Origin of the sequence: Dialister succinatiphilus, assembly GCF_928721695.1 — a bacterium.
GTDB classification, from domain to species: domain Bacteria; phylum Bacillota; class Negativicutes; order Veillonellales; family Dialisteraceae; genus Dialister; species Dialister succinatiphilus.
Window position 1 is genome coordinate 670,251 of sequence record NZ_OV788641.1, and the last position, 24,379, is coordinate 694,629.

The following is a 24,379-nucleotide window of genomic DNA, read 5'->3' on the forward strand; positions in this document are numbered from 1 at the left end:
CAGGAAAGGAAAATAACTATGTCATATTACACAAGCAATGAAGAACATCCCATTGATATTTTGAATATCAAAGGACTGGAAGCCAAAGTGAAGGCCCGCATGGACGAAGGCGCCTTCGGTTATATCCGGGAAGGCGCAGAAGACGAATGGACCATGAGGGAAAACACCCGCTCCTTTGAAGACAAGCACATCGTTCCCCGGGTACTCCGCGGCATTTCCCACGCAGACCTGTCCACCTCTATTTTCGGCATTCCCTTGAAAACGCCGGTCATTGAAGCTCCATCAGCTGCCCATGGCCTGGCCCACATGAAGGGCGAAGTGGACACTGCCATCGGTGCTGCCAAAGCAGGCACCCTCTTTGCCATGAGCACCTATGGCAGCACAAAGCTGGAAGATGCGGCTGCCGCCTGCCCTGGTGCGCCCCAGTTTTTCCAGATTTACATGAGCAAAGACGACGGCTTCAATGAATTCCTCATCCGCAAAGCCGTCAAAGCCGGCGTGAAAGCCATCATCATGACCGTGGACTCCACCCTGGGCGGCTACCGGGAAGAAGATATTGCCACGAAATTCCAGTTTCCCCTGCCCATGCCGAACCTGGCCGCCTACGGCGCCGCCGACGGCAAGGGAAAGAATATTTCTGAAATCTATGCCGCTGCCAAGCAGGATTTCGTTCCCTCCGACGTGAAGAAACTGAAAGATATGTCCGGCCTTCCTGTCATCGTCAAAGGCATCCAGTCCCCGGAAGATGCGGACATTGCCATCAACGCCGGCGCTGACGGCGTATGGGTTTCCAACCATGGCGGCCGCCAGCTGGACGGCGGCCCTGCTTCCTTTGCCGTGCTCCCTTCCATTGCTGCTGTCGTCAACCACCGGGTACCCGTTATCTTTGACAGCGGCGTCAGAAGAGGAAATCACGTATTCAAAGCCCTGGCCAGCGGCGCCGACCTGGTAGCCATCGGCCGCCCCGTCATCTACGGCCTCAACCTGGGCGGAGCTGAAGGGGTGAAATCAGTATTCGACCACTTCAACAAGGAACTGTCCATCACCATGCAGCTGGCAGGCACAAAGACCATTGAAGAAGTAAAACAGACAAAATTGATTTGAGCATAGTAAAACCGGGCAGCACTGGAAAAAGTGCTGCCCGGTTTTTTTGTGGAACAAAGGCGCGGCTGGCGCCTTTGGACACACCTTCGGTGTGAGGGTTGACGGGGCTGCGCCCCGAGGGTTCTTAAGGTTCTTAAGTTTGACGGCCTTTCAGGCCGAGGGTTGTGGTGGCGGCTTCGCCGCAGATTTAAAAAAAGGGGCGCGGCTGGCGCCGCGGGTTGTGTAGAAGGGTTGTATTCGCTATCGCTCAAGGGGCTGGGAAAAAGGTTCTTAAGATGAATGGGCCTGCGGCCCAAGGGTTCTTAAGTTTGACGGCCCTTCGGGTCGAGGGTTGTGGTGGCGGCTTCGCCGCAGATTTTATAAAAAAAGGGGCGCGGCTAGCGCCGCAGGTTGTGCAGAAGGGTTGTGTTCGCTTCGCTCAGGGGGCAACGGCCCTTCGGGCCGAGGGTGGAGGATTGCCATAGGCAATGCTTATAAAGTCAGCGTTACGGGATTTACTTTCAGTCTCTCTTACGATGGACTGGCCCGCCGGGCGGTCGGGTTCTTACGTTTGACAGCCGCCTTTGGCGGCTGAGAGTTGTGGCCCCCTCGGCAATGGAATCGATCATGCCGCCTTGCGGTATACAATACGCCCTCTTCACCAGCCCGCTCTGCAGGCGGAGCCTGAGACGTCCGGGGAATTCCGCCCGTCTGATGTCTGCCATCTGACCATCTGATATCTCCGGCGGTCAGCGGACAGCTCATAGCGAGAGCCGCCTCATTGCCACCCGCTATGTCACCATTCCTTCCTGAAATTCCAGGCAATCAGGGCACCGGCCAGAAGGAAAGCCAGGGCGGTGGACCAGAAAACAGAAGAATAGCCCAGAAAGCGGGCCAGGGCGCCGGAGCACACAGGACCGGCCACGTTGCCCATGAGGAACACGCTGGATACCACACCGAATACAATGGCCCGCTTTTCCGGAGGAACAGACCGGGCGATGATGGTATTCGTGCAGGGCGCAATGAGCCCCATGCCCAGACCGGTAATGCCCCGCCAGGCCCCCAGACCGGTGACGGAGCTCATCATGTACTGCATGATGAAAGTAAATCCCACGAAGAAGGTAGCCCCCACCAGAATCCGGTGAGGCCGGATGGCTTCGGTCAGCCGCCCCACATTGAGGGACATGACGGCACTGCAGCCGCCGGAAATGAAAATGATGAATCCCACCATGGTGGCCACCAGCTCACTGTCCGTTCCCACCATCTGTTTAATATACAGGGGAAGGATGGGCCCGATGCCGGTAATACCGAAGTTGCAGAGGAACTGCATGAAGGTCATAAGCCGCACCCGGGGGATTTTCATGAAATATAAAATCTGGCTCATGGTAGAAGCTCTTTCCTTATCCGCCCCCTTCCGATGGATGGCGGGAAGGAAAATGCGCACTGCCAGGAAGCAGCAGAATGCCAGGAAAGCAAAGAAGAAGAAGGGCATACGGTAGCCGAAGGTATCCGCAATGGTGCCGCCCAGAAGAGGGCCGAACATGATGCCCATCACCATGGCCGCCTGAAAATAGCCCATGGACCAGGACGTCTTATTCTCCGGCGTTACGGAAACCACGATGGAAAGGCCGATGGGCACAAAACCGCCCACCAGCCCCTGGGCCATGCGGAGAAAGAGAAGGTGCCAGGGAGACGTGGCAAAGCCCTGAAGCAGGGACGAGGCAGTCACCGTCAAAAGCACCACCGACATCACCGTCTTCGGACCCCGCCGGTCTGCCTGAATGGACCAGAAAGGAGCAGAAAAGGCAATCATGAAAGGCGTGATTCCCACAATCAGCCCTGCCCAGAAAGCCGCCTCTCCGGGATCTGTGATTCCGATTTCCGATAGAAAAAGAGGAAGGAAGGACATGACGCCTACCATGGAAATACCGGCCCCCACCTGGATCAGGCAGGCCAGATAAACAATGGATTTCCAGTTCTTCATGATTTCCTCCTTTCTATCAATGAAATGGGCCGCTCTGGGGCCCCGGGTTCAGAGGGTTCAGAGGGTGGCGGATTGCCTTTCAGGCGTGAAGGTTCTTAAGTTTGACGGGGCCTTTGGCCCCGAGGGTTGCGGATTGCCCTGCGGTGCACAGCGGACAACCGTCTGAAGTCTGGCCGCCTGGCCGTCTGACTGTCTGATGTCTGACCATCTGCTATCTTCCGGCGGTCAGCGGACAGCCGTCTCCACCAGCTCATTATTCCTCACAAACTATGGGGTCCTTTCCACACTCTGCCGGTCACCAGATAGCGGAGAGCTTCTTCCAGTCTTTCGGCGCCGTAGACGAAGTGATTGCCCCGGTTCATCTGGAAAACCGTTTCCACGCCCTTTTCTTTCAGAATGCCCTCCATTTCCAGAGTGGCCGATTCGACCCTGGCCATGCGGGGATTTCCTGTTTTCTTTTCCTTGTCTCCCAGGGAGAGGTACACCCGCTTTACCGCCGGATGCAGCCCATTTTCTTTCACAAAGTCTGTGAACCCATCAAACCAGAGAGAGCCGGAAATAGAAGCGATGGCTGAGAACGCAGAGGACCGGGTCCCCATGTAAAGGGCGAAGAGGCCGGAAAGAGAAATGCCTGCCATCATGCGATGGTCCGGCAGGGGGCCCGCCATTTCTTCGATGGCCGGGAAAACCTTATTTTCCAGTTTTTCCATAAAGTCATCAGCGCCGCCGGAAAAGTCTTCTTCTCCTTTGAATACCTTCTCCGCCTTCCAGGGAGAAAGATCCCGGTTCCAGTCCATGCCGGAGATGGACACCAGAGTGAGGGACAGTTCTTCCGCCACCGAAGCCACTTTATCTGTCACCGGCTCCGGCTCCAGAATGTACGCCAGGGCTTTGGCCCCTTGTGTTCTGTAAATGGTGCCGCCCAGGCCGCCTTCCTTCCAGTGAATGGTATCCATGGTCATTTCCCCTTGAATACCGGTTTTCTCTTTTCCAGAAAAGCGGTGATGCCTTCCTTGAAATCTTCACTGCCGGAGCACTGAGCCAGGTACACCGCTTCCGCCTTCATATAGTCCTCAAAGCCCTTGTACATGCTTTCAAACATAAGCCGTTTCATATTTCCATAGGCCAGAAGAGGACCCTCTGTCAGTTTTTCTGCGAAACCCATCACCTGGGGCATCAGTTCTTCCCGGGATGTGACCTGCTTCACCAGCCCCATTTTCTGCGCTTCTTCCGCCTTCACCGGGCGGCCGGTGACGAACATATCGAAGGCCCTGTGGCTTCCCACCATACGGGGCAGGAAATAAACGCCGCCGGTATCGGGACAGAGGCCGATGCCTACGAAGGCCTGCAGAAATTTCGCATCGTCGGCAGCGAAAATGAAATCACAGGCAAAGGCCAGGTTGGCAGCCCCGCCGGCTGCGGCACCTGCCACAGCGCAGATAATGATTTTCCTCATTTTCTTCATGTACAGCACGATTTCCGACAGCTTCCCTGCCAGAGGCGCCATGGACTTCTTCGAAAAATCCGGTTCCTCGCAGTGGGCCTTCATATACCGGATATCGCCGCCGGCGGAAAAGGCCCGGCCGGCACCGGCAAGCACCAGTACCTTCACCTCCGGATTTCCTTCCGCTTCCTCCAGAGCCTCTGCCAGCTCTCCTGCCATCACCATGTCCAGCGCATTCAGAGTAGGCCCGTAATCCAATGTAATAGTTTCGATGCCTTTTGAAAGGGATGTATGAATTCTTTCGTAAGCCATGACTGCCTCCTTCGGGAAACAACGGGAACATCTTTATATATTATATCATTCATATAAGGACCTTTTACAGAAATATCTTTTCCGCCAGAAAGGCCCCCAGGGCCACCAGCAGCAGGCCGCAGGCCAGCTGGGCGATCAGGTACCCCAGCCCCTCCAGCCATCGCCCGGAAGCCCAAAGCTGCAGAGTTTCATTCATAAAGGAGGAAAAGGTGGTGAGGCCTCCCAGAAATCCGGTGATAAGAAAAGCCGCCGCCCCCGGCAGAGGATACACCCGGGAAAAAAGGACCCCCAGTATGCCTATCAGGAAGGACCCGGCACCGTTCACTGCCAGGGTGCCGTAAGGGAAAGACGTCCCCATCCAGCCTGCCATAACAAGGGTAGTCATATACCGGCACAGGGCGCCCAGAGCCCCGCCGGCAGCCACCAGCAAAGGATATACATAGTTCATCATCATGCCTCCATAAAAAAATCTCCTGCCCCCTTGGGAGATTCTCAAAAGAATCCGATTCCAGGGGACAGGAGTCATCAGCTCAAAGAGCATTCGGCCTACGCCCGGCGAACTCCATCGCCGTTTGCGGGTTTTATTGTATCACAGGGAAAGGGGATTTGAAAAGGATGCTATAAAGATGGTGCGAAAAGCAAGACGTACAACGTCACGATCAAGAGCGGGCTTCACAAAAAACAGGCAGAGTTCCAAGAAACAGAATCCTTCAAAGAACTTGCGCGGACACGATACAAGATCGAAGCGAAAAACAGCGAGCTCAAGCACAGGCACGGGTACGACGTCGCGTCGTCCTCGGGCCTCGTTGGCATGCAGTTGCAAGGCGCGACGACGATATTCGTTACAAATCTGAAAGAATCATCGCACTGGGGGCTGAAAGGCCTCCTATTTCGCCCCTTTTAGAACATCAAAAACAAAAAGCGCATCAGAAGATGAGAATATTCATCAACTGATGCGCTTTTTTCTGCCTGTGGATAACTCCTCCTCAGAGAATCACAGCTTTTTCAGCGGCCTCGGTCGAATTCGAGCATTTCTGCGAGGCGTGGAGCAAATACCCTGGTGCCGTGCGCTTATTAACAACCTGTACCGTCGATATTACAGGCAACGGGCGTATTGTATCCATCATTGAGGATCCCGCCCTTTTCCTTAATGATATTCATATTTTCCTCTAAATCATTGAGGGTAATTGCACTTCCTTTTAAGTCATAATGCTTCCCGTTTATTTCAAGAAACAACGTCGGGAAGGATGTGACTCCTATTTTTCTTGCCTCATAAAAGTCCGGATGGTACTTGACCTCTTTAGAAATACGGATGAACTCCTCTGCAATCTTATCTGCAGGAAGGTCATAGGATTTGGCGATTGATTCAATCGTCTCCACGTCAGAAAGTGATTTGCCATCCAAATAGAATGCTTCATGCATCTTTGACGCAAGATTAACATGTTCTCCTTTGGGTAAGAAGCTCCTGAGAACTCCAAATCCTATGGCGGCATCATTCGAGTCAGGAACCATACTTCCCGTCTCTAACAGGTTCAGATATGGCTTGCCGAATTCCACTCCAAACATATCCGCAATTCTTTTATTCGTATCACTCATATACGGAAATGCCGAAAGCGAATATCCGTCCATAAATAATCCACCTGATAGCACCGTTACTTCCAATTCCGGATGTGCTTCAATAAACGGTTTAAGAATTGTCTCAAACCCATAGCACCATCCACAATAGCTGTCAAAAATATAATACGCCTTCATCTAAATACCGCTTTTCTGATTTTTTGTCCTGGTCACAGGCTTCTCATGCTGTCTCTTCGCATCCGCAATCGCTCTTCTCCCTGTTCGTCTGCACCCTGTTTGAGCATCGCCAGTATCTTCTCTTTGTCATCCGGAAGATGTCCATATACCGGCATCATATTGGAGACATTCGTTGCATCCAGCAGCGTGTGGATTTCAAGCGTCTTCACAAAGGTATATAGTTCCTGTATCTTTTCTGTCTCTGTAGCTTCTACAAACTCACCCCTCCTCACTTCTTCCATAAGCGGAGTATCAGGGAAGATCGAGAGCCCGGAAGCCAGTACCCTGACAGGCGACAGATGATTTAACACTTCTGCTGTTTTGATGGCATGCCCCATACCATAATCATGGCCTCCCAGTCCGTATAAGAAGATGACGGAATAACGCATTCCTGCTTCATCCAGCTTGGAGAGCTGCTCTACGATATCACTTCCATGATAACCCTTATTCATCTTAGCGAGAACAGCATCATCACCCGACTCGATTCCGAATACGATCATGTCATATCCCATTTCTTTCAGTGACTTAAGCTGCTCCACAGACTTGTTCTTTACGCTGTCAACCCGGCCATATCCACCAACGGAAACGCCCCAGGGCAGGTATTCTTTGATCAAGTCCATGATTCTTTTAAGTCTGCTGTAGCTCAGCAGGAACGGGTCCGCTCCCTGCAGAAAAATCCGCTTTACCTTCCATCCGGAATCTCTTATTTCCTGAAGATCCTCCCGTATCTCCCTCTCAGGAGATACAGAAAACGGTGCTTCCTTGTAAAAAGTACAGAAGCGGCACTTGTTATGTGAGCAACCTGACGTTACTTGTAAAAAACAGGAACCTGCCTCATAGGGCGGTCTGACAATTCCACTTGAAAAATGCATAGAAATTCCTCCTTGTTTCTATATATCTTTATATCTCGTTTTGTCGATATATAAGGCCCTAAATTAAACGGGATTCTCATCCCGCCTAATTTATGCACAACTTAAATTTCGTGTCCGAAGTAGTCTGACAGTGCAGCCAACATCTCTTCATTCCGTCTGTAATATGTCCACTTCCCATGCCTTTCGGAAAGAAGCAGACCCGCCTTTTGCAGCATATCAAGATAATGAGATACGGTCGACTGTGATATACCGGCCTTGTCGCGGATGCTTCCAACACACACTCCGCCCTTCAGATCCACCGCATCGTCAATATGTCCTCCCTGCGGTGGAAAGTTTTTCTCCGGTTCCTTCAACCACTCAATAATGCTGAGCCGTGTTTCATTTGACAGCGCTTTAAAAATTTCAATCTTATCCATGCATCTATTATATTCATTATTCGCGATATGTCAATAGTTTTGAGAAAACTAGTAAGCCCCCAGGACCACCAGCAGCAGGCCGCAGGCCCGCTGGACAAACAGGTACCCCAGTTGAAGGAGCGCCAGCGACGCGCAAAATGTAGTGAGTCGTTTCCCCTTTAGGGGGCAATACTTATAAAGTCAGCGTTATGAGGGAGGGTTCTTAAGTTTGACGGCCTTTCAGGCCGAGGGTTGTGGTGGCGGCTTCGCCGCAGATTTTAAAAAAAGGGGCGCGGCTCCGCCGCAGGTTGTGTGGAAAACCTTTACACCCGCGCCCGCGGCGGCCCCTTCCCTTTCGGGAATATCACCGGTCTCATGTCTGCCGTCTGACTATCTGATATTTTCCGGCAGTTAGCATAACACTAGTACATTAGCCCACCAGCCCACTATTTCACCATGTCCCAGAACCGATCCTTTTCTTTCCGAAGGGCGGAAAAGAGGCGGGCCCGGAGGCGATAGTAGGAAGCGCGGCTTATGTTCATTGTCTTTCTCACATCTGCCGCCTTCTCTCCCCGAAGAAGGGCCGAAAGAAGGTCTCTTTCCTTCTTTGAAAGGGGAAGGTCTGCTGCGATTTCCTTCAGCACTTCCAGGTGATCCCTGCCGCCTTCAGATTCGTCGGCTATGTTCTCTATGCCCGCCAGAGACTGGAGCTCCACCGACCGCCGGCGCATCATTCTTTCCACCAGATGCACTTTTTCCCAATAGAGCCGCTGCCGGATGTAGTAGGGAAAATAGGTGCCCCTTTCCGGCGTAAAGGCCCTGACGCCTTCCAGGAAAGACACCGCCAGATCCTGCCGGATATCCTCCCAGTCCATCCGGGTCTCTCCGGCGCACAATTTTCTAAAAAGAGGCTCGTAGCGGTCCATGAGATCCTCCATGGCCTTCCGGTCTCCGCCTTTGGCTTTCTCAATCAGTTTTCTTTCTTCTTCATAGAACTTTTCCTTTGTCATATGCTGTCCGTTTCCGGCATGCCTTTTTGTATTCCGCGGTTGTACTCAGCATATTCGGAAACGTCACAGAACGCAAGTTCTATGAAACATCATGAAAAGGGGCATTTCCCTGTTCCATCTTCCATAAGGAAAAGAAAGGCCCCTGCGTTTCATGGCAGGGGCCTTTAGGCTCTTGGGTAAAAAGAGGAAACTGATTTTGATGGGACACGCCCTTTCGGGCGTGAGGGTTGACGGGGCTTCGCCCCGAAGGTTCTTAAGGTTCGTAAGTTTGACGGCCCTTTGGGCCGAGGGTTGTGGTATCGCCCTTTGGGCGATGAGTATGAAGTCAGCGTTATGAGGGAGGGTTCTTAAGATGGACCGGCCCTATGGGCCGGAGGGTTCGTAAGTTTGACGGCCCTTCGGGCCGAGGGTTGTGGTATCGCCCTTTGGGCGATGAGTATAAAGTCAGCGTTACGGGATTGGCTTTTTGTATCATATGGTATGATAAGCATTCTGGTAATTGGCTCGCTGCGCTCGCCTCCCCCTATCCGGCTTCGCCGGACTTCTCCACGGGAAAGCGTGTCACACGATTCTCAGGTCGCTTTGCTCACTTACGAATCGTGTTCCCTTGCCACCCCTGTTCAGGGGGCAGAATAGGTTTCTATGCTTTCCTGTAGAGACATGGCCCCTTGGCTAAACATCCATAGTGCCCCCGCTTGCGGGGGAAAGGTGGTGGCGCCAGCCACCAAAGGGGGATTGCATTTCCGACGCCCGCAGGGCGGTTGTTAAGGTTTTATACAAACTGGCGCCTTCTATAATTTAGAGGCGCCCTACAACAACCCTCGCGCCAAAGGCGCGTCAAACTTAAGCCCCTTAAGAACCTTCGGCCCAGCGGGCCGTCAACCCTCAAACCCCATAGGGCGCCAGGGCGGTTGTACGGTTTTCGCTGCCGCGTCAGCGCCTTTGTATCACTTCCCGAATTTCTCTTCGAAGGCTTCTTTTTCCGCTTCTTCTCTGGTTTTTCCTTCTTTCATAAAGCGGCGGATTTCCTTTTCCATGGCTTCATAGTCTCTGGGGATGATGCGGCTGATTCTGGGGAGGAAGCGGTTCCACTGGGCCAGAATTTCCTCTGCCCTTTCGCTTCTGGTGGAAATGTAATGCTCTTCGATGAGTTTCCTCACTTCTTCCGCTTCTTCTTCATGATCCAGGGGGCCGGCGTGTACCATTTCGCGGTTCAGTTTCCTTTCGTCCAGGTCCACCACGTAGGCCACACCGCCGGACATGCCGGCTGCCAGGTTGAGGCCTGTGCTTCCCAGAATGACCACCCGGCCGCCGGTCATGTATTCCAGGCCGTGGTTGCCCACGCCTTCCACCACCACCGTGGCGCCGCTGTTTCTCACGCAGAACCGTTCGCCGGCCCGGCCGGAGACGAAGGCTTTGCCGCCGGTGGCGCCGAAGAAGGCTACGTTTCCGATGATCACATTGTCCTCTGCTTTGAAGGCGGCTTCCCGGGGCGGATAGATGATGATTTTGCCGCCGGAAAGGCCTTTCCCTGCGTAGTCGTTGGCATCCCCTTCCAGGGTAAGGGTGAGGCCCCGGGGGATGAAGGCGCCGAAGCTCTGTCCGGCAGAGCCGACGAAGGAGAGATGGATGGTGTCTTCCGGCAGTCCTTCTTCGCCATACAGTCTTGAAATTTCACTGCCCACCAGGGTGCCGGTGACGCGGTTGGTATTTTTGATGAAGAGTTTGGCCCGTACCGGCTTGCCTTCTTCCAGGGCCGGCCGGCACATGCGTACCAGTTTGGCCATGTCCAGGGTCTTTTCCATCTGGTGGTCCTGGGGGTTTGTGAAATGGTGGCCCACGGAAATATCGGTATAGGGCCTGAAGAGGAGGGCGTCCAGGTGGAGGGTGTCAGCCTTGGCATTGCCGGTGAGGCCTTTCTGCTTCAGCCGGTCGTTTCTTCCCACCATGTCTTCCAGGGTATGGAAGCCCAGGCGGGCCATGATTTCCCGCAGGTCTTCGGCCACGAAGCGCATGAAGTTTTCCACATATTCCGGTTTTCCAGCAAACCGTTTCCGCAGTTTTTCATTCTGGGTGCAGATGCCTACGGGGCAGGTATTCCTGTTGCAGACCCGGTACATCTGGCAGCCCAGGGCGATGAGGGGGCCGGTGCAGAAGCTGAAGCGCTCTGCCCCCAGAAGGGCCGCCATGGCCACGTCCCGGCCGGTGAGAAGCTTGCCGTCCGTTTCCAGCTTTACCCGGTCCCGGAGCTGGTTCAGCAGAAGCACCTGCTGCACTTCGGCCAGTCCGATTTCCCAGGGAAGGCCGGCATGGCGCATGCTGGTTCTGGGGGAGGCGCCGGTGCCGCCGTCATAGCCGCTGATGGTGATGCCGTCGGCCTTGGCCTTCACCACGCCGGCAGCAATGGTGCCTACGCCGCTGCCGGCAGTGAGTTTCACATTGATTTCCGCCTTCGGATTGGCATTTTTCAAATCGAAGATGAGTTCGGCCAGATCTTCGATGGAGTACACATCATGATGGGGCGGCGGGGAAATCAGGGATACGCCGGGGGTGGAGCGGCGGGTGCGGGCAATGGAAGGGTCCACTTTGCTGCCGGGAAGGTGGCCCCCTTCGCCGGGCTTGGCCCCCTGGGCGCACTTGATCTGGATTTCCGAGCCATGCACCAGGTAATTGCCGGTGACGCCGAAGCGGGCGGTGGAGACCTGCTTGATTTCATCATTCAGGCTGCTGCCGTCGGGCAGGGGCGCAAAGCGTTCGGGGTCCTCGCCGCCTTCGCCGGTGTTGCTGCGGCTGTGAAGATGGTTCATGGCTTTGGCAATGCATTCATGGGCTTCTTTGCTGAGAGCGCCGTAGCTCATGGCGCCGGTGCGGAAGTGGGAAATCAGGGAGTCCGCGCTTTCCACTTCTTCGATGGGAATGCTGCAGCCGGCAGGATAGGTGAAACCCAGGAGGTCTCTGAGCCGGATCAGGGGCTCGTTCACCTTTTTGGCATAGAGTTTGTAGATTTCATAGCTTCCGGTGCGGCAGGCCTGCTGCAGGAGGCGGATGGTTTCGGCCGAGAGGATATGGGGTTCGTCGCCGTTTCTGCGGTATTTGAACACATCGCCGGCCGGAAGGCCTCTCTTCCTTTCATAGGCCTCTTCATGGCGTTTCCTGTTTTCTTCTTCTATGTCCATAAAGCCCAGGCCGCCTACGGGGGAGGTGGTTTCTCCAAAGCAGGTGTCTGCCACTTCCTTCCCAATGCCCAGGGCTTCAAAAATCTGGGCGCCATGGTAGCTCTTCACTGTGGAAATCCCCATTTTCGACATGACTGCCAGGATGCCTTTCACCGAAGCGTCCATGTAGTTCCTGAGGGCTTCCTCCACCGTCACCGGTCCCAGTTTTCCTTTTTCCGCCAGGTCCGCTGCCGTGTCCAGAGCCAGGTAGGGATTGATGGCTGTGGCGCCATAGCCGATGAGGGTGCAGAAATGGTGCACTTCCCTGGGTTCTCCGGACTCCAGGATAATGCCCACATCGGGCCGCACTTTTTCACGGATCAGGAAATTGTGGAGTCCCGCCGATGCCAGAAGGGCAGGGAGGGCCAGATGGTCTTTGTCCACGCCCCGGTCCGACAGGATAAGGATATTGTGGCCCGACTTCACCGCTTCCAGGGCTTTATCAAAGAGAGCATGCAGGGCTTTCTCCATTTCCCCTTTCCCGTCGGTGTAGAGAAGGGACAGCACCACCGGACGAAGACGGTCGTCCTGCAGCTCTTTCACCGCTTCCATTTCCTCGTTGGTCAGAAGGGGCCGGTCCATGGCCAGGGCGGCGGTACCCTTTTCGTCGGGGTCCATAATGTTGGCCATATTGCCCACATAAACGGTGGAAGAAGTGACGATGGATTCCCGGATGGCGTCGATGGGCGGATTGGTGACCTGGGCGAAATTCTGCCGGAAATAATCGTAGAGAATCCGGGGCTTTTCCGACAGCACCGTCAGCGGCGAATCCATGCCCATGGCTCCCACCGGGTCCTTGCCGGTCTGGGCCATGGGGATAATCATATCCCGCATGTCTTCCTGGGTATAGCCGAAGGCCCGCTGCTCTTCCTCCAGATGCGCCGGCGCTTTCCTTTCTTTTTTCGGCAGGTCTTTCAGGTCCAGGATATGCTCCCTGCACCAGGTGCCGTAAGGATGGGCCCTGGCCATGGTATGCTTGATTTCCTCATCACTTACAATGCGCTGCTGAGAGGTGTCGATGAGGAAAATTTTCCCCGGCTCCAGACGGCCCTTGTAGAGCACCTCTTTCTGGTCCACCGGTACGGCGCCTACTTCGGAGGACAGAATGACCCGGTCATCTTTCATCACATAGTACCGGGCCGGGCGCAGGCCGTTCCGGTCCAGCATGCCGCCGATGGACACGCCGTCACAGAAGCAGATGGCCGCCGGTCCGTCCCAGGGTTCCATCATGAAATTGTGGTACCGGTAGAAATCCTTCTTCTCCCGGCTCATGGAGGAATCCTTCTCCCAGGGCTCTGGAATCATGACCATCATGGCATGGGCCAGGGAATGGCCTGCCATATGGAGATACTCCAGGCAGTTATCAAACATGGCGGAATCACTGCCTGTATCGTCCACCACCGGGAAGGCCCTGGTGAGCTCCGGATAATCCGAGGGCCGAGACTTGCTCTCCCGGGCATTGAGCCAGTTGATATTGCCGCGGATGGTATTGATTTCCCCGTTATGCACAATGTAGCGGTTCGGATGGGCCCTGGCCCAGCTGGGGAAGGTATTGGTGCTGAAGCGGGAATGAACCATGGCCATGGCGGTCTTGAAATCCAGATCCGACAGGTCCAGATAGAAATGGCGCATCTGGTCGCTGGTAAGCATGCCTTTGTACACAATGGTTTTGGAAGACAGGCTGGCAATATAGAAATCCGTACCCATGCCCTCGGAGAGGGGAATGATTTTCTTCTCCGCCCGCCGCCGGATAATGTACAGCTTCCGCTCGAAATCCATGGACTCTGCCAAGTCTGGATTTCTTCCGATAAACACCTGCAGGAAATGGGGCCGTATGCGCTTGGCCTCCTCGCCGATGAGACTTTCATCGATGGGCACCTCCCGCCAGCCCAGCACCGTCTGTCCCTCGTCCTTCACGATATCCTCAAAAATCCGCTTCTGCTCCTCCCGGAAATCATGATAGCGGTGAGCAAAAATCATGCCCACCCCGTACTGTCCCTCCGGAGGCAGGCGGAATCCCAGCACCTCGCACTCCCGCTGGAAAAACTCATGGGGAATCTGGGTCAGTATCCCGGCGCCGTCACCGCTCTTCTGGTCCGCTCCTTCACCGCCCCGATGCTTCAGGTTCTCCAGAATCTTCAAGGCATCATCCACAATGCCATAGGAACGCTTTCCCTTGATATTCGCCACAAAACCGATACCGCAGGCATCATGCTCATTCCTCGGATCATACAGCCCCTGGGGCTTTGGTAAATCTCTCCATACATCTCCCATACTCCGCGCCTCCCGTAGAAACAAAAAACCGGACAGGCAGCTGAAAAGCTGCTTCGTCCGGCATCGGAAAACTTAAGTTGTATTTTGTATTATAGCACTATGATAAAGTGAGGTAAATAGGAATTTTGTGCGGCTTCGCCGCAGGTTTTAAAAAAGGGGCGCGGCTTTCGCCGCGGGTTGTGTAGTAGGGTTGTGAAGGAAAGGGTTCTTAGGATTGACCGGCCCTTGGCCGGAGGGTTCGTAAGTTTGACGGGGCCTTCGGCCCCGAGGGTTGTGGATTGCCCTTCGGTGCACAGCGAACACATTTTGCACTATGCGAACTGGATTTGTAAGGGAGCATCAGCGACCTGAAAATCCAGTGAGTCAGTGACAGCAGTGGATGAAGGAGCGCCAGCGACGCGCAAAATGTAGTGAGTCGTTTCCCCTTTAGGGGGTAATGAGTATGAAGTCAGCGTTATGAGGGAGGGTTCTTAAGATGGATGGGCCCTATGGGCCGGAGGGTTCTTAGGTTTGACGAGGCCTTCGGCCCCGAGGGTTGTGGATTGCCCTTCGGTGCACAGCGAACACATTTTGAAGGAGCGCTAGCGACGCGCAAAATGTAGTGAGTCGTTTCCCCTTTAGGGGGCAATGCTTATAAAGTCAGCGTTACGGGATTGGCTTTCTGTGTCATATGGCATAGTAAGCATTCTGCTGATTGGCTCGCTGCGCTCGCCTCCCCCTATCCGGCTTCGCCGGACTTCCCCCTATGCAGGGGGCAGAATAAAACACCGCGAAACACTCTCTTCATAAGCAGCTCACAGCATAACGGAGCTTTATAGTCCCCTGTGGAGGTCCTGCATAGGACCTCCAAGTGGGGCGAAGTAAGGCGCCTAGCCTGCCCATTAAGGCGCTTTCCTTTTGCCGCCCCACCGAACTGCGGGGGGTGGCAAAGGAACTGGATTCATAGGGGAGCTGTAGGCGACCCGCGAATCAAGTGACACGCTTCCCACCGGGCAAGGTGGTGGCGCCAGCCACCAAAGGGGGAATGCATTTCCTCGAGCGAAGCGAGGCTGGCCTGTTTTCCCACGGGCGAAAGCCCGGTTGTGAAGGTTTTTTATAAAAGGGCGCCTTCTATCAATTAAAAGGCGCCCACCTCCACCCTTTGAACCCTCTGAACCTTTTGAACCCAAGCGCCGAAGGCGCTTGAACCCTCAAGCCCCATAGGGGCTTGTCCATAAAGGGCGCCATACCTTCCCAGCGGGCACGGTCAGCCAACCAATAGGTAAGCCCTTTAATGGGCAGGCTAAGGGCCTACTTTGGCTGACTTGGAGGTCCTATGCAGGACCTCCACAATACTATATAACTCCCGAGGGCGAGAGCCCTCAACCTGCCTGTAAGGCGAAGCCGATCACAGGCAGAACCCTGGCAGCCCAGGGCCGAAAGGCCCGGCGGCTGGCTCAACCCTCACGCCCGTAAGGGCGTGTCAACCTTCGGGAATACTGGAAAGCACCGCCCCGGTCCCGATCTCGACCGCGCCGAAAGGCGCCTGAACCCTCACCCCCAAAGGGCGTGTCCCCATCCCTATCTTCCACTCCCCCTATTCCCATCCATAGGATATAATAAAGGAAATCTATTCCCTAAGGAGCACGAAATGATACAGGAAACAGCCTATGCCAAAATCAACCTCACTCTGTCTATAGGTCAAAAAAGGACGGACGGATACCATGACATTGATTCCGTCATGCACTCTATCTCCCTCTCCGACACCATTACCCTGGAAAAGGCAGACACCACCACCTTGACCGTCGTCAAAGGCAGCGCCCCGGAGGGCAGGGATAATCTCATGGTGAAGGCAGCGGAGCTTTTTCTCCAAAAAAAGCAGCTGCCCGGCGTTTCCATGACTCTTGCCAAGGAAATCCCCTCCCAGGCTGGCATGGGCGGCGGCTCCTCCGATGCGGCTGCCGTGCTCCGCGGCCTCGCCGCCCTGTATGAAACCGGCGACTCCCCTTCCGACCTGGCCGCCATGGGGGCTTCCCTGGGCGCCGACATCCCCTTCTGCGTGGCCGGCGGCGCCGCCCGCTGCGAAGGCATCGGCGATAAGCTCACCGCCCTGCCCCCCTGGGAAGGGCTTCCCCTCCTCATCATCCGCCCCCAGACCTCTGAATCCACCGCCAGAGCCTACGCCGCCATCGACGCCCTCCCCGGACGCCTGAAAGACAATACGGGCAGCTGCGTCAAAGCCCTTCAAACCAGAAACCTTCCCCTTCTCCTTTCCTCCCTGGCCAATGACTTTGAACCGGCCCTTTTCCCGCTGGACCCCATCCTCCAGGAAACCGCCCGCGCCCTGCACGCCCTTTCCCGCCCCGTCCTGATGACAGGCTCCGGCTCCGCCTTTTTCATGATATTGGAAAATAAAGGCGAAGGAGCGCCCCTCCGCCGGGAGCTCCAAAAGGCCCATCCCCTCTGGTTTGTAGAAGAAGCAGAAACTACGGGCCCCGCCCTTCCTGAAAAGAGCTGAAATCCTGTCTCCCCTGAGAGCGCAGCAGACAGCCGAAGGCCTCCCCTGCCTTCAGGACACTTGCGAGAAGCAGCGCCACCCTTGGTTTCATTTTCAAATGTCAAAGGCCCTGGCACAGAAAAAAGGGGCTGTGAAAAAATGTAAGTCATTTCTTCACAGCCCCTTTTTCTATGACTTTTTGATGACAGCTTTACAGACCATGCGTCATCTCGAGGGGGGGACATGCCGGTATGGGTGATAAAGGTTTTGGGCCCTGTGGAAACTCTGAACCGAGAGATTTCCTGCCTCCCCTCTGTACCATGGAGGTGTGAGATGTCTCCGCTCCGCTGCAGTCGAAATGACAGCGGGGCAGGCAGTATCTGTGTCATTCACGCAAAAGGCCGCGGATTTCTCCGCGGCCTTTGTCCTTATACCTCAGCCTTCCACGAGGTCACCGGTATCGATTCTCCGAATCCCTGCCAGAGGCATGGAGGAGAGACCTGCCAGGGCGGTCCCTGCATCCAGGAGCTCCTGGTCCGTAGCGCCCAGTTTGATCTGTCCCAGAGACATGGTCTTCACGGCGGTTTTGCCGTAGCTGTCAGTGCCATTCTCGAAACGAATCTGAACCTTTACGTCGTATGCTTCCTTTTTCACTGCCATAGTATGACTTCCTTTCTATCTTTACAACAACTTACGCCAGCTCTTCTTCGGAGGTGGTAATCACAGTGGCTTTTTCCAGGCCCGTCACATCTGCTCCTGCGCTGGTGACGAGGACTGGAATCATTTTCGCTGCTGCCGCTTTGACTTCGTCCAGAGTCACATTATCCCTGGGATTGGCCAGGGTAATGGTCATGGTGGATTTACTGTTGGTTTTGAATACGAGTGCCAGATTTTTCATGAGTATCCTTCCTTTCTAAATGAAATCTCCAGGAGAACCGCAGAAAGCCTGCCGCCCGGGCCGGCTCCGCTCTCTCCGTTTCTCTGTGTACATAGTCCGGTGAAGGAATGCCCAGTCTCAAGGAGGGGAAATAAAAATTTCCTCTTTCCGACGCTTTTCCATCCCCCTGATGGAGGGCCCTGTGCAGACCTCCTGTTTTCTTCGGCCCCCGGAGCGCTTTCCCGGCTGCCCTGAAGGGGTTTCTGCCATGTCCCCTCGCGCTCACTGCAGGGCCCGTCAGGAATCTGCCGGCGGCCCCTTTCTTGCAGCCCCTATCTCCATTTGTTATGATATGCTCGTAAAACAGGCTGAAAGGATGATTTGATGACTGCTGATAGGAAAAAAGGGCTCCTCTCTGCCTCTGCCGGCTCCGTCTTCTGGGGCAGCAGCGGCATTGCAGGCCAGTTTCTTCTAATTAATGAACATATAGCCCCTGCATGGCTTACCTTTTTCCGGCTCCTGACCGCCGGATTTCTTTTACTTCTTCTGACCCATTTCTTCAAAGGAAATATATCCGCCCTGTGGAAAGACCGGAAGGATCGCCGGGACCTCCTCATTTTCAGTGCCTTCGGCATGCTGGGCACCCAGTACGGCTACTTTGCCTCCATCCAATACAGCAATGCTCCTACTGCCACCATTCTGGAATACCTCATGCCTATCCTCATCATTTTCTGGTACTGCCTGTCAGAAAAGAGGCAGCCCCGGATGAGGGAGCTCTTCTGCGCCTTCTTCGCTATAGCCGGCACGGCCCTCATTGCCACGGGCGGTGACTTCAGAAGTCTCTCCATTTCCGAAAAAGCCCTCTTCTGGGGCCTTCTCTCGGCCCTGGCCTGTGCCATCTATACAGTGGAACCGGTGCGCATCATTAAGAAATACGGAGCGCCCCTGGTGGTAGGCTGGGGCATGTTCACCGCCGCCTTCTTCCTCCTGCCGGTGACAGCCCTCACGCCTTTCACCGGCACCGTGGATACATCCGTGCTCCTTGCCTTCGCTTATGTGGTCATTTTCGGCACGGTCTGCTCCTTTGTTCTCTACCTCAGCAGCGTTGCCTATATCCTTCCCACGGAAGCCAGCATTATTTCTGCCATCGAGCCGCTGTCCTCCATTCTTTTCTCCTTCCTCATCTTCCGCCTCGCCTTCGGCTTCTGGGAGCTCCTCGGCATGGCCCTCATCATCCTGGCCGTGGCAGCGGTGGCAAGGAAATAAGGGACCCATTCGCTGGAAAACCCCTGCCTGCCGTCATACATGCGCTTTGCAGATTTGCGGGGAAACCGTATTTCCACAGACAGTAAGGCTCAGACGCCTTTGGCGCCCGGATGCAAGCCGCCATGGGGCTCCGCCCCTGGATGGCCCCATAGTTCCAACCCTCCCTCTCTACCCCTTTCTGTTTCACATATTGACGCAGGTCAATCTATGTGCTATGCTCTTCAATATATTGATGTCGGTAAATACGAGGAGGTCCCTAAACCTATGCCAAAAGAACAAATCATCATGCTGAAGGCCATCACCGATGAAAGCCGCCTTCGCATTATCAAACTGCTTGAGCAGGGCGAACAATGCGCCTGCGTGCTTCTGGAAAATCTCCATTTCTCCCAGCCCACCCTGTCCCACCACATGAAGGTACTCTGTGAGGCCGGTCTGGTTAACAACCGAAAAGAAGGCAGATGGGTGTATTACTCCCTGAACCAGGCCAATGGCCGGGAGCTCGCCCGGTTCATTCAGGATCTGTTTCAGGTAACAAACACAGGAGATGACCATCATGCCTGCTGCTGATACAGAAAGAAATATGAGTTTCTTCCAGCGCTATCTCACCCTGTGGGTGCTGCTGTGCATGGTGCTGGGCGTGGCCCTGGGCCATTTCCTTCCCGCCCTGCCCCGCTTTCTGGGGCGCCTGCAGATAGATGGCATTTCTCTTCCCATGGCAGTGCTCATCTGGGTCATGATTTACCCCATGATGATTAAAGTCGATTTCCAGAGTATCAAACAGGCCGGAAGAAATGGAAAGGGCCTTCTGGTGACCTGGGTGACGAACTGGCTCGTCAAGCCCTTCACCATGTACGGCATTGCCGCCTTTTTCTTCTTCCACCTGTTTGGCGCCTTCATGGATCCGGAGCTGGCCAGACAGTACCTGGCCGGCGCCGTCCTTCTGGGCGCCGCCCCCTGCACGGCCATGGTCTTTGTGTGGAGCACTCTCACCCATGGAAATCCGGCGTACACAGTGGTACAGGTGGCCACCAACGACCTGATCATCCTCGTGGCCTTCGTACCGATTGTGAAATTCCTTCTGGGCGTTTCCCAGGTATCCGTTCCCTACGACATTCTCTTTGTCAGTGTCTTCCTTTTCGTAGTCATTCCTCTGTCCGGCGGCGTGCTGACCCGCCGCCTGGTGGTGAAGAACCGCGGCGAAGCCTATCTGGATAAGGTTTTCGTCCACAAATTCGACCATGTAACCACGGCAGGCCTTCTTCTTACCCTGGTCATCATCTTCAGCTCCCAGGCGGACATGATCCTTTCCAATCCCCTGCACATCCTTCTCATCGCAGTGCCCTTAACTATTCAGACCTTCCTTATCTTCTTCCTGGCCTATGGAGCTGCCCATATGCTGAAGCTCCCCTTCTCCATCGCTGCCCCTGCCGGCATGATCGGCGCCTCCAATTTCTTTGAACTTTCCGTAGCGGTGGCTGTAGCCCTCTTCGGTGCCTCCAGCCCCGCCGCCCTGGCCACCACCGTAGGCGTCCTCACGGAAGTCCCGGTCATGCTCGCCCTGGTCAGAATCGCCAACCATACGAAAGGATGGTTTTCCCATGAATCATAAACCGGTCATTGCCTTCCTCTGCACCCACAACGCCTGCCGCAAGGGGGCCTCCTCCCTTTGAAGTGAGATTTCTCCGCGCCCCAGCACTTTCGTCTATATGACAGGGAAACGGAGAGAATACCTGCGTCAATTCGTTTCTTGTAATAAGTATAGAAAACAGCTGATAAAAACAATAAAATGTATTTCATAGTGACAGCTGCAGCAAAAAAGCACCTTTGAGATTTCTCAAAGGTGCTGATTTTTCATGGTGCGCTTGGGGAGATTCGAACTCCCGACACACGGTTTAGGAAACCGCTGCTCTATCCAGCTGAGCTACAAACGCATTAGTTTTATTTTACAAAAAGAATGGGATTTTGTAAAGGGTGACATATGGCCTGCTGTCCGCTTACCGCCGGATAATGAGCCCTTTTCCTGAAAGCAGGGACGTCCTCGAAAGAGGGGCAGGGAGCCTATAATCGTCAAAACAGGTCCTTAATCCTGTCCAGCAGTCCCTTCTTCTCTTTTCTCGAAGGCTTGGGCATCACCGGTTTTTCCGGTCCCGGCCGGGGCACCTTGGGCAGAGGAGGCGTGTTTTCGCTGGGGCGAAAAGGCGGCGGCGCTGTGAAGGTGGGCATACGGAGCACCGGGGGCGCCATGATTTTCGGCTTCACTGCCGGCGTCCGCCGCAAAGGGGTCCTGGCCTCGCTCCTGCCGTAGGGCACATAGTGGTAAGACTTAGAAGCCGGGTCCGGCACATTGCGGTCCGCAATGTAGCGGGTGCCGTTAAAATCCCGCCCCCGGAGCCGTTCCAGCAGCATGGATGCCATCATTTGGGGTGAAAAATAGGAAAAAGGCAGCCTTGGCGCCATGCGGGCAATGGAGGACAGGAAGGAGGTCTTCACATCTTCCAGTGTCAGATGCAGTTCTTTCCGTATTTCATCCATGAGAAGGATCATGCCCTTCTGGGTGGGGAACAGGTTCTCATAGGGCACCAGGTTATTCTTATTTCCCATGCCCGACATATCCATGAAAAAGACAAGGTACAGGTATGGCAGGGCATGGGCCTTGTCCTTGATGCGCAGGTAGAAATTGGCCACCGTGTAGTACATATTCCGAAGCTTGGACCATTCCCCCGCCATGGTATACAGAGCGATTTTCTGCTGGAAAGCGCGGTACAGAATATCCCGGGCCGTAAAAGGTCCCCCCCGCTGGGTCAGGGCATTCTGGGACTCCCCGATTTCCCCTTCCGTTAATCCGTAATTTTCCCGCACATTCAGCACATAGGCCATGTGATGGCCAATTTCCGCCTTTCCTTCTCTGGTGAGTACGTAAATCCGGGGCACTCCATGGGCATAGTCCTTCTCCGGGATTTTGGAAATCACCCGACCCGTCAGCTCCGCATGGGTTCCTTCGCCGGACAGGTCATAGCGCTTCAGGAAATCAGAAAGCACCTTGTCCGGAAGCATGTTCACCGTCTCCTGAGGCCGGCTGGACCGTATCCATCCATCTTCCATGAGGGCATCAATCCGGGTATTGGCATCGGGGCCGTAGATATGCAGTTTATAAGGCGGTATCCGATGATGCAGCGGCTTTCCGTCAAAATAATCCAGTATCAGTATGTCCCTGATGGATAAACCCATGATGTCCCTCCTTTCCGGACCGGCGCGGGAAAATGGTCATTTCCTGCGTAAGCGTACCCTAATTTTCCATTCTTAATTATAATCCAGATACCGCTCTTTTGAAAAGGGGAATTATGAGGGGGCGCGGCTTCGCCGCAGGTTGTGTAAAAAGGTTGTGTAAAAAGGTTCTTAAGATTGATGCGCCCTATGGGCGCAAGGGTTCTGAAGTTTGACAGCGCCGTTGGCGTGCACAGCGAACATGATTTGAAGGAGCAAAGCGACGCACAAATCATAGTGAGTCGTTTCCCCTTTAGGGGCGAGGGTTGTGGTAGCGACGCCTTTGGCGTCGATGAGTATAGCCGCCTCTCGGCAGCAGCGCTACGGGATTGCCTTCCCGCCCTCACAGTCATTCTGAGCGCCAGCGAAGAATCTCGGTGCATGACAGGCATGAGACAAACGGTAGTAAATACCAGTCGACGGGAAGATTCGGGAAAAGGTTCTTAGGTTTGACGGTCCTTTGGGCCAAGAGTGGTGGTGGCGGCTTCGCCGCAATTTATAGTCCCTTATCGGCCTTTGGGGACCGGGCCGCAAAAATCCCGCAGCTGCCGCAAGGCAGTCTGCCGGATTTTTAATCCAATATTTAAAAGTCTTTTTCTACCACTTCTACCACATCCAGATTTTTCTTTCTGACATCCGGATTCGCTTTCATGGCTGCCATGGTCATCCAGCGGTAGGATACGCCATCTATGTCGAAGCTGTCCGACTTCATCAATTCCGGAAAAACGGTAATTGTTCCTTTATAAAAAACATGGTCATAGTACCGTTCCTCCTTGTGAGATTCTGAGTATTTCTGCTGCAGCTTCTGGCACTTTCTTTCAAGCCGAATGCAGGAAGAATCAATCTTCAAGGCACGGGAAATCTTATCGCCTATGATTTCTACATTCTTCCTTTCATCCTGCTGGGTAGGATAATTCAGAAAAAACCAGCACTGCCAGCGCTTATCCCAATATACAAGATATCTATTGGCAAAAGGGAGAAATGTATCCTGGAATACGACGATGGAATGATGATAGGCTGTCTGATCCAGATTGATAATATCTTTCATCATTTTCTCATGATTGTACTTCATATTCTTCCAACCCTCCCTTACGCCTAAAACAAGCATACATATGCCCAGCAGTATCATCCCATAATGAAGAGCAGTCCCTTCATATCCATTATGAACTGCATTGACTCCACCGGCAATCAGGCCTAAAGCGCCAGTCAGAGAGCCTCCAATAAAAAGTTTTTTTCGATTCAAGAAGCAAATGAAGTTTCCCTTCATCAATGATTAAATTTCTCATGGCAATCCCTCCAAATGCAGACTAAGGAAGCACTGTCTGTTCAATTATAAAAGGATAAAACCCAGCCTGTCAATAAAGCAAAAGTACATCTGCATTCTGAAATCCCCATGGAATCATTCCTTCCCCAAAAGAGCCGGAATAGCTCCACTGGCGCCGATGCGGGAGGCGCCGGCGTTAAGGAAATCTTCCATTTCTTGTTTGCTGTGGATGCCGCCGGCGGCTTTGATTTTCACCTTTTCTCCCACGTATTTTTTAAAGAGTTTCACATCGGACAACACAGCGCCGGCGCTGCCAAAGCCGGTGGATGTTTTGATATAGTCTGCTCCCCCTTCAGTGACGCAGCGGCAGGCGGCGATTTTTTCTTCTTCCGTAAGATAGCAGGTCTCCACGATGACCTTCAGGATATGGTCCCCTATGGTCTCCTTCACAGCTTTGATTTCACCGGTCACATAGGAAAGATTCCCCTCCTTCAGGGCACCGATGTGGATGACCATGTCGATTTCATCGGCGCCATCCCTGATGGCCTCTGCCGCCTCAAAGGTCTTGGCCGCCGTGCTGCAGTTCCCCAGCGGAAAGCCCACCACTGTGCAGATGGTGAGGGATGGGAAGTGCTCACGGATTTTCTTCACAAAAGAGGAGGGGACGCACACCGAAGCCATGTGATACCTTTCCGCCTCTTCGCATAAGGCACGGATGTCTCGCCAGGCAGCGGTGGCTTTCAAAAGGGTGTGGTCCACATGGGAAAAGATGAAGTCGTTAGTCATGGAAATGCTCCTTTCTGAGTGATCTGTTTCTTCCTGCATTATAGCAGAAAAAGGCAGGGGCTTCCT

General features: G+C 54.2%; 19 protein-coding genes, 1 tRNA gene, 1 pseudogene and 1 riboswitch. Of the genes and pseudogenes, 6 read left to right on the forward strand and 15 right to left on the reverse strand.

Annotation, left to right across the window (positions count from 1 at the left end):
• Nucleotides 1-18 precede the first annotated feature (18 nt).
• Complete coding sequence (locus tag NW747_RS02940) at nucleotides 19-1,104, forward strand: lactate oxidase (protein ID WP_273187942.1); 1,086 nt, start codon at nucleotides 19-21, stop codon at nucleotides 1,102-1,104.
• Between the two features lie 775 nt (nucleotides 1,105-1,879).
• Here the strand turns inward: NW747_RS02940 and NW747_RS02945 are convergent.
• From NW747_RS02945 to crcB, 4 genes are all read right to left on the reverse strand, one after another.
• A complete protein-coding gene (locus tag NW747_RS02945) occupies nucleotides 1,880-3,067 on the reverse strand; it encodes an MFS transporter (protein ID WP_419095311.1) in 1,188 nt (395 codons plus the stop codon).
• Nucleotides 3,068-3,327: 260 nt separating this feature from the next.
• Nucleotides 3,328-4,023: an alpha/beta hydrolase gene (locus tag NW747_RS02950; protein WP_273187943.1), complete on the reverse strand. Its 696-nt coding sequence runs from the start codon at nucleotides 4,021-4,023 to the stop codon at nucleotides 3,328-3,330.
• 2 nt (nucleotides 4,024-4,025) lie between these two features.
• Nucleotides 4,026-4,823: an enoyl-CoA hydratase/isomerase family protein gene (locus NW747_RS02955; RefSeq protein WP_273187944.1), complete on the reverse strand. Its 798-nt coding sequence runs from the start codon at nucleotides 4,821-4,823 to the stop codon at nucleotides 4,026-4,028.
• A gap of 64 nt (nucleotides 4,824-4,887) precedes the next feature.
• Nucleotides 4,888-5,274, reverse strand: coding sequence for a fluoride efflux transporter CrcB (gene crcB, locus NW747_RS02960; RefSeq protein WP_273187945.1), 387 nt, complete (start codon nucleotides 5,272-5,274; stop codon nucleotides 4,888-4,890).
• Nucleotides 5,275-5,332: 58 nt separating this feature from the next.
• A riboswitch (Fluoride riboswitch) is annotated at nucleotides 5,333-5,402 on the reverse strand.
• Nucleotides 5,403-5,436: 34 nt separating this feature from the next.
• On the opposite strand from crcB, the pseudogene NW747_RS02965 reads away from it, so the two are divergent.
• A pseudogene (locus NW747_RS02965) lies at nucleotides 5,437-5,727 on the forward strand (transposase); the annotation flags it as partial.
• Nucleotides 5,728-5,897: 170 nt separating this feature from the next.
• On the opposite strand, the gene NW747_RS02970 reads toward NW747_RS02965, so the two are convergent.
• From NW747_RS02970 to gltB, 5 genes are all read right to left on the reverse strand, one after another.
• Entirely contained in the window at nucleotides 5,898-6,575 is a 678-nt protein-coding gene (locus tag NW747_RS02970; protein ID WP_273187946.1) for a DsbA family protein, read from the reverse strand.
• A 32-nt stretch (nucleotides 6,576-6,607) separates the two neighbouring features.
• Nucleotides 6,608-7,486 carry a radical SAM protein gene (locus NW747_RS02975; RefSeq protein WP_273187947.1) on the reverse strand — a complete coding sequence of 293 codons (879 nt, stop codon included), beginning with the start codon at nucleotides 7,484-7,486 and terminating at the stop codon, nucleotides 6,608-6,610.
• A 101-nt stretch (nucleotides 7,487-7,587) separates the two neighbouring features.
• Nucleotides 7,588-7,902, reverse strand: a complete 315-nt coding sequence (locus tag NW747_RS02980) for an ArsR/SmtB family transcription factor (protein WP_273187948.1) — start codon at nucleotides 7,900-7,902, stop codon at nucleotides 7,588-7,590.
• A 425-nt stretch (nucleotides 7,903-8,327) separates the two neighbouring features.
• A complete protein-coding gene (locus NW747_RS02985) occupies nucleotides 8,328-8,891 on the reverse strand; it encodes a helix-turn-helix domain-containing protein (RefSeq protein ID WP_273187949.1) in 564 nt (187 codons plus the stop codon).
• Between the two features lie 947 nt (nucleotides 8,892-9,838).
• Nucleotides 9,839-14,380, reverse strand: a complete 4,542-nt coding sequence (gene gltB, locus NW747_RS02990; RefSeq protein WP_273187950.1) for a glutamate synthase large subunit — start codon at nucleotides 14,378-14,380, stop codon at nucleotides 9,839-9,841.
• Nucleotides 14,381-16,010: 1,630 nt separating this feature from the next.
• Between gltB and ispE the strand changes: the two genes are divergently transcribed.
• Nucleotides 16,011-16,877: a 4-(cytidine 5'-diphospho)-2-C-methyl-D-erythritol kinase gene (ispE, locus tag NW747_RS02995; protein WP_273187951.1), complete on the forward strand. Its 867-nt coding sequence runs from the start codon at nucleotides 16,011-16,013 to the stop codon at nucleotides 16,875-16,877.
• Between the two features lie 414 nt (nucleotides 16,878-17,291).
• Here ispE and NW747_RS03000 read toward each other — a convergent pair whose 3' ends face one another.
• Nucleotides 17,292-17,516, reverse strand: a complete 225-nt coding sequence (locus NW747_RS03000) for a DUF1659 domain-containing protein (protein WP_273187952.1) — start codon at nucleotides 17,514-17,516, stop codon at nucleotides 17,292-17,294.
• Nucleotides 17,517-17,547: 31 nt separating this feature from the next.
• Nucleotides 17,548-17,754, reverse strand: a complete 207-nt coding sequence (locus NW747_RS03005; RefSeq protein WP_008859626.1) for a DUF2922 domain-containing protein — start codon at nucleotides 17,752-17,754, stop codon at nucleotides 17,548-17,550.
• 363 nt (nucleotides 17,755-18,117) lie between these two features.
• Here NW747_RS03005 and NW747_RS03010 point away from each other — a divergent pair, with 363 nt between their 5' ends.
• The 3 genes from NW747_RS03010 (at nucleotide 18,118) to arsB (ending at nucleotide 20,608) form a co-directional block, all read left to right on the forward strand.
• Nucleotides 18,118-18,999, forward strand: a complete 882-nt coding sequence (locus tag NW747_RS03010) for a DMT family transporter (protein ID WP_273187953.1) — start codon at nucleotides 18,118-18,120, stop codon at nucleotides 18,997-18,999.
• A 264-nt stretch (nucleotides 19,000-19,263) separates the two neighbouring features.
• Entirely contained in the window at nucleotides 19,264-19,566 is a 303-nt protein-coding gene (locus NW747_RS03015; RefSeq protein WP_273187954.1) for an ArsR/SmtB family transcription factor, read from the forward strand.
• On the forward strand, nucleotides 19,553-20,608 hold the full coding sequence (gene arsB / locus NW747_RS03020; RefSeq protein ID WP_273187955.1) for an ACR3 family arsenite efflux transporter: 1,056 nt from the start codon (nucleotides 19,553-19,555) through the stop codon (nucleotides 20,606-20,608). The genes NW747_RS03015 and arsB overlap by 14 nt, the downstream gene beginning before the upstream one ends.
• 245 nt (nucleotides 20,609-20,853) lie before the next feature.
• On the opposite strand, the gene NW747_RS03025 is transcribed toward arsB, so the two are convergent.
• The 4 genes from NW747_RS03025 to deoC form a co-directional block, all read right to left on the reverse strand.
• Nucleotides 20,854-20,930: transfer RNA gene (locus NW747_RS03025), tRNA-Arg, on the reverse strand.
• A gap of 136 nt (nucleotides 20,931-21,066) precedes the next feature.
• Nucleotides 21,067-22,227, reverse strand: coding sequence for a hypothetical protein (locus NW747_RS03030; RefSeq protein WP_273187956.1), 1,161 nt, complete (start codon nucleotides 22,225-22,227; stop codon nucleotides 21,067-21,069).
• 619 nt (nucleotides 22,228-22,846) lie between these two features.
• Nucleotides 22,847-23,335 (reverse strand): hypothetical protein, encoded by a 489-nt coding sequence (locus tag NW747_RS03035; protein WP_273187957.1) that lies wholly within the window; start codon nucleotides 23,333-23,335, stop codon nucleotides 22,847-22,849.
• A gap of 327 nt (nucleotides 23,336-23,662) precedes the next feature.
• Complete coding sequence (gene deoC / locus NW747_RS03040) at nucleotides 23,663-24,313, reverse strand: deoxyribose-phosphate aldolase (protein WP_273187958.1); 651 nt, start codon at nucleotides 24,311-24,313, stop codon at nucleotides 23,663-23,665.
• Between the last annotated feature and the right edge of the window lie 66 nt (nucleotides 24,314-24,379).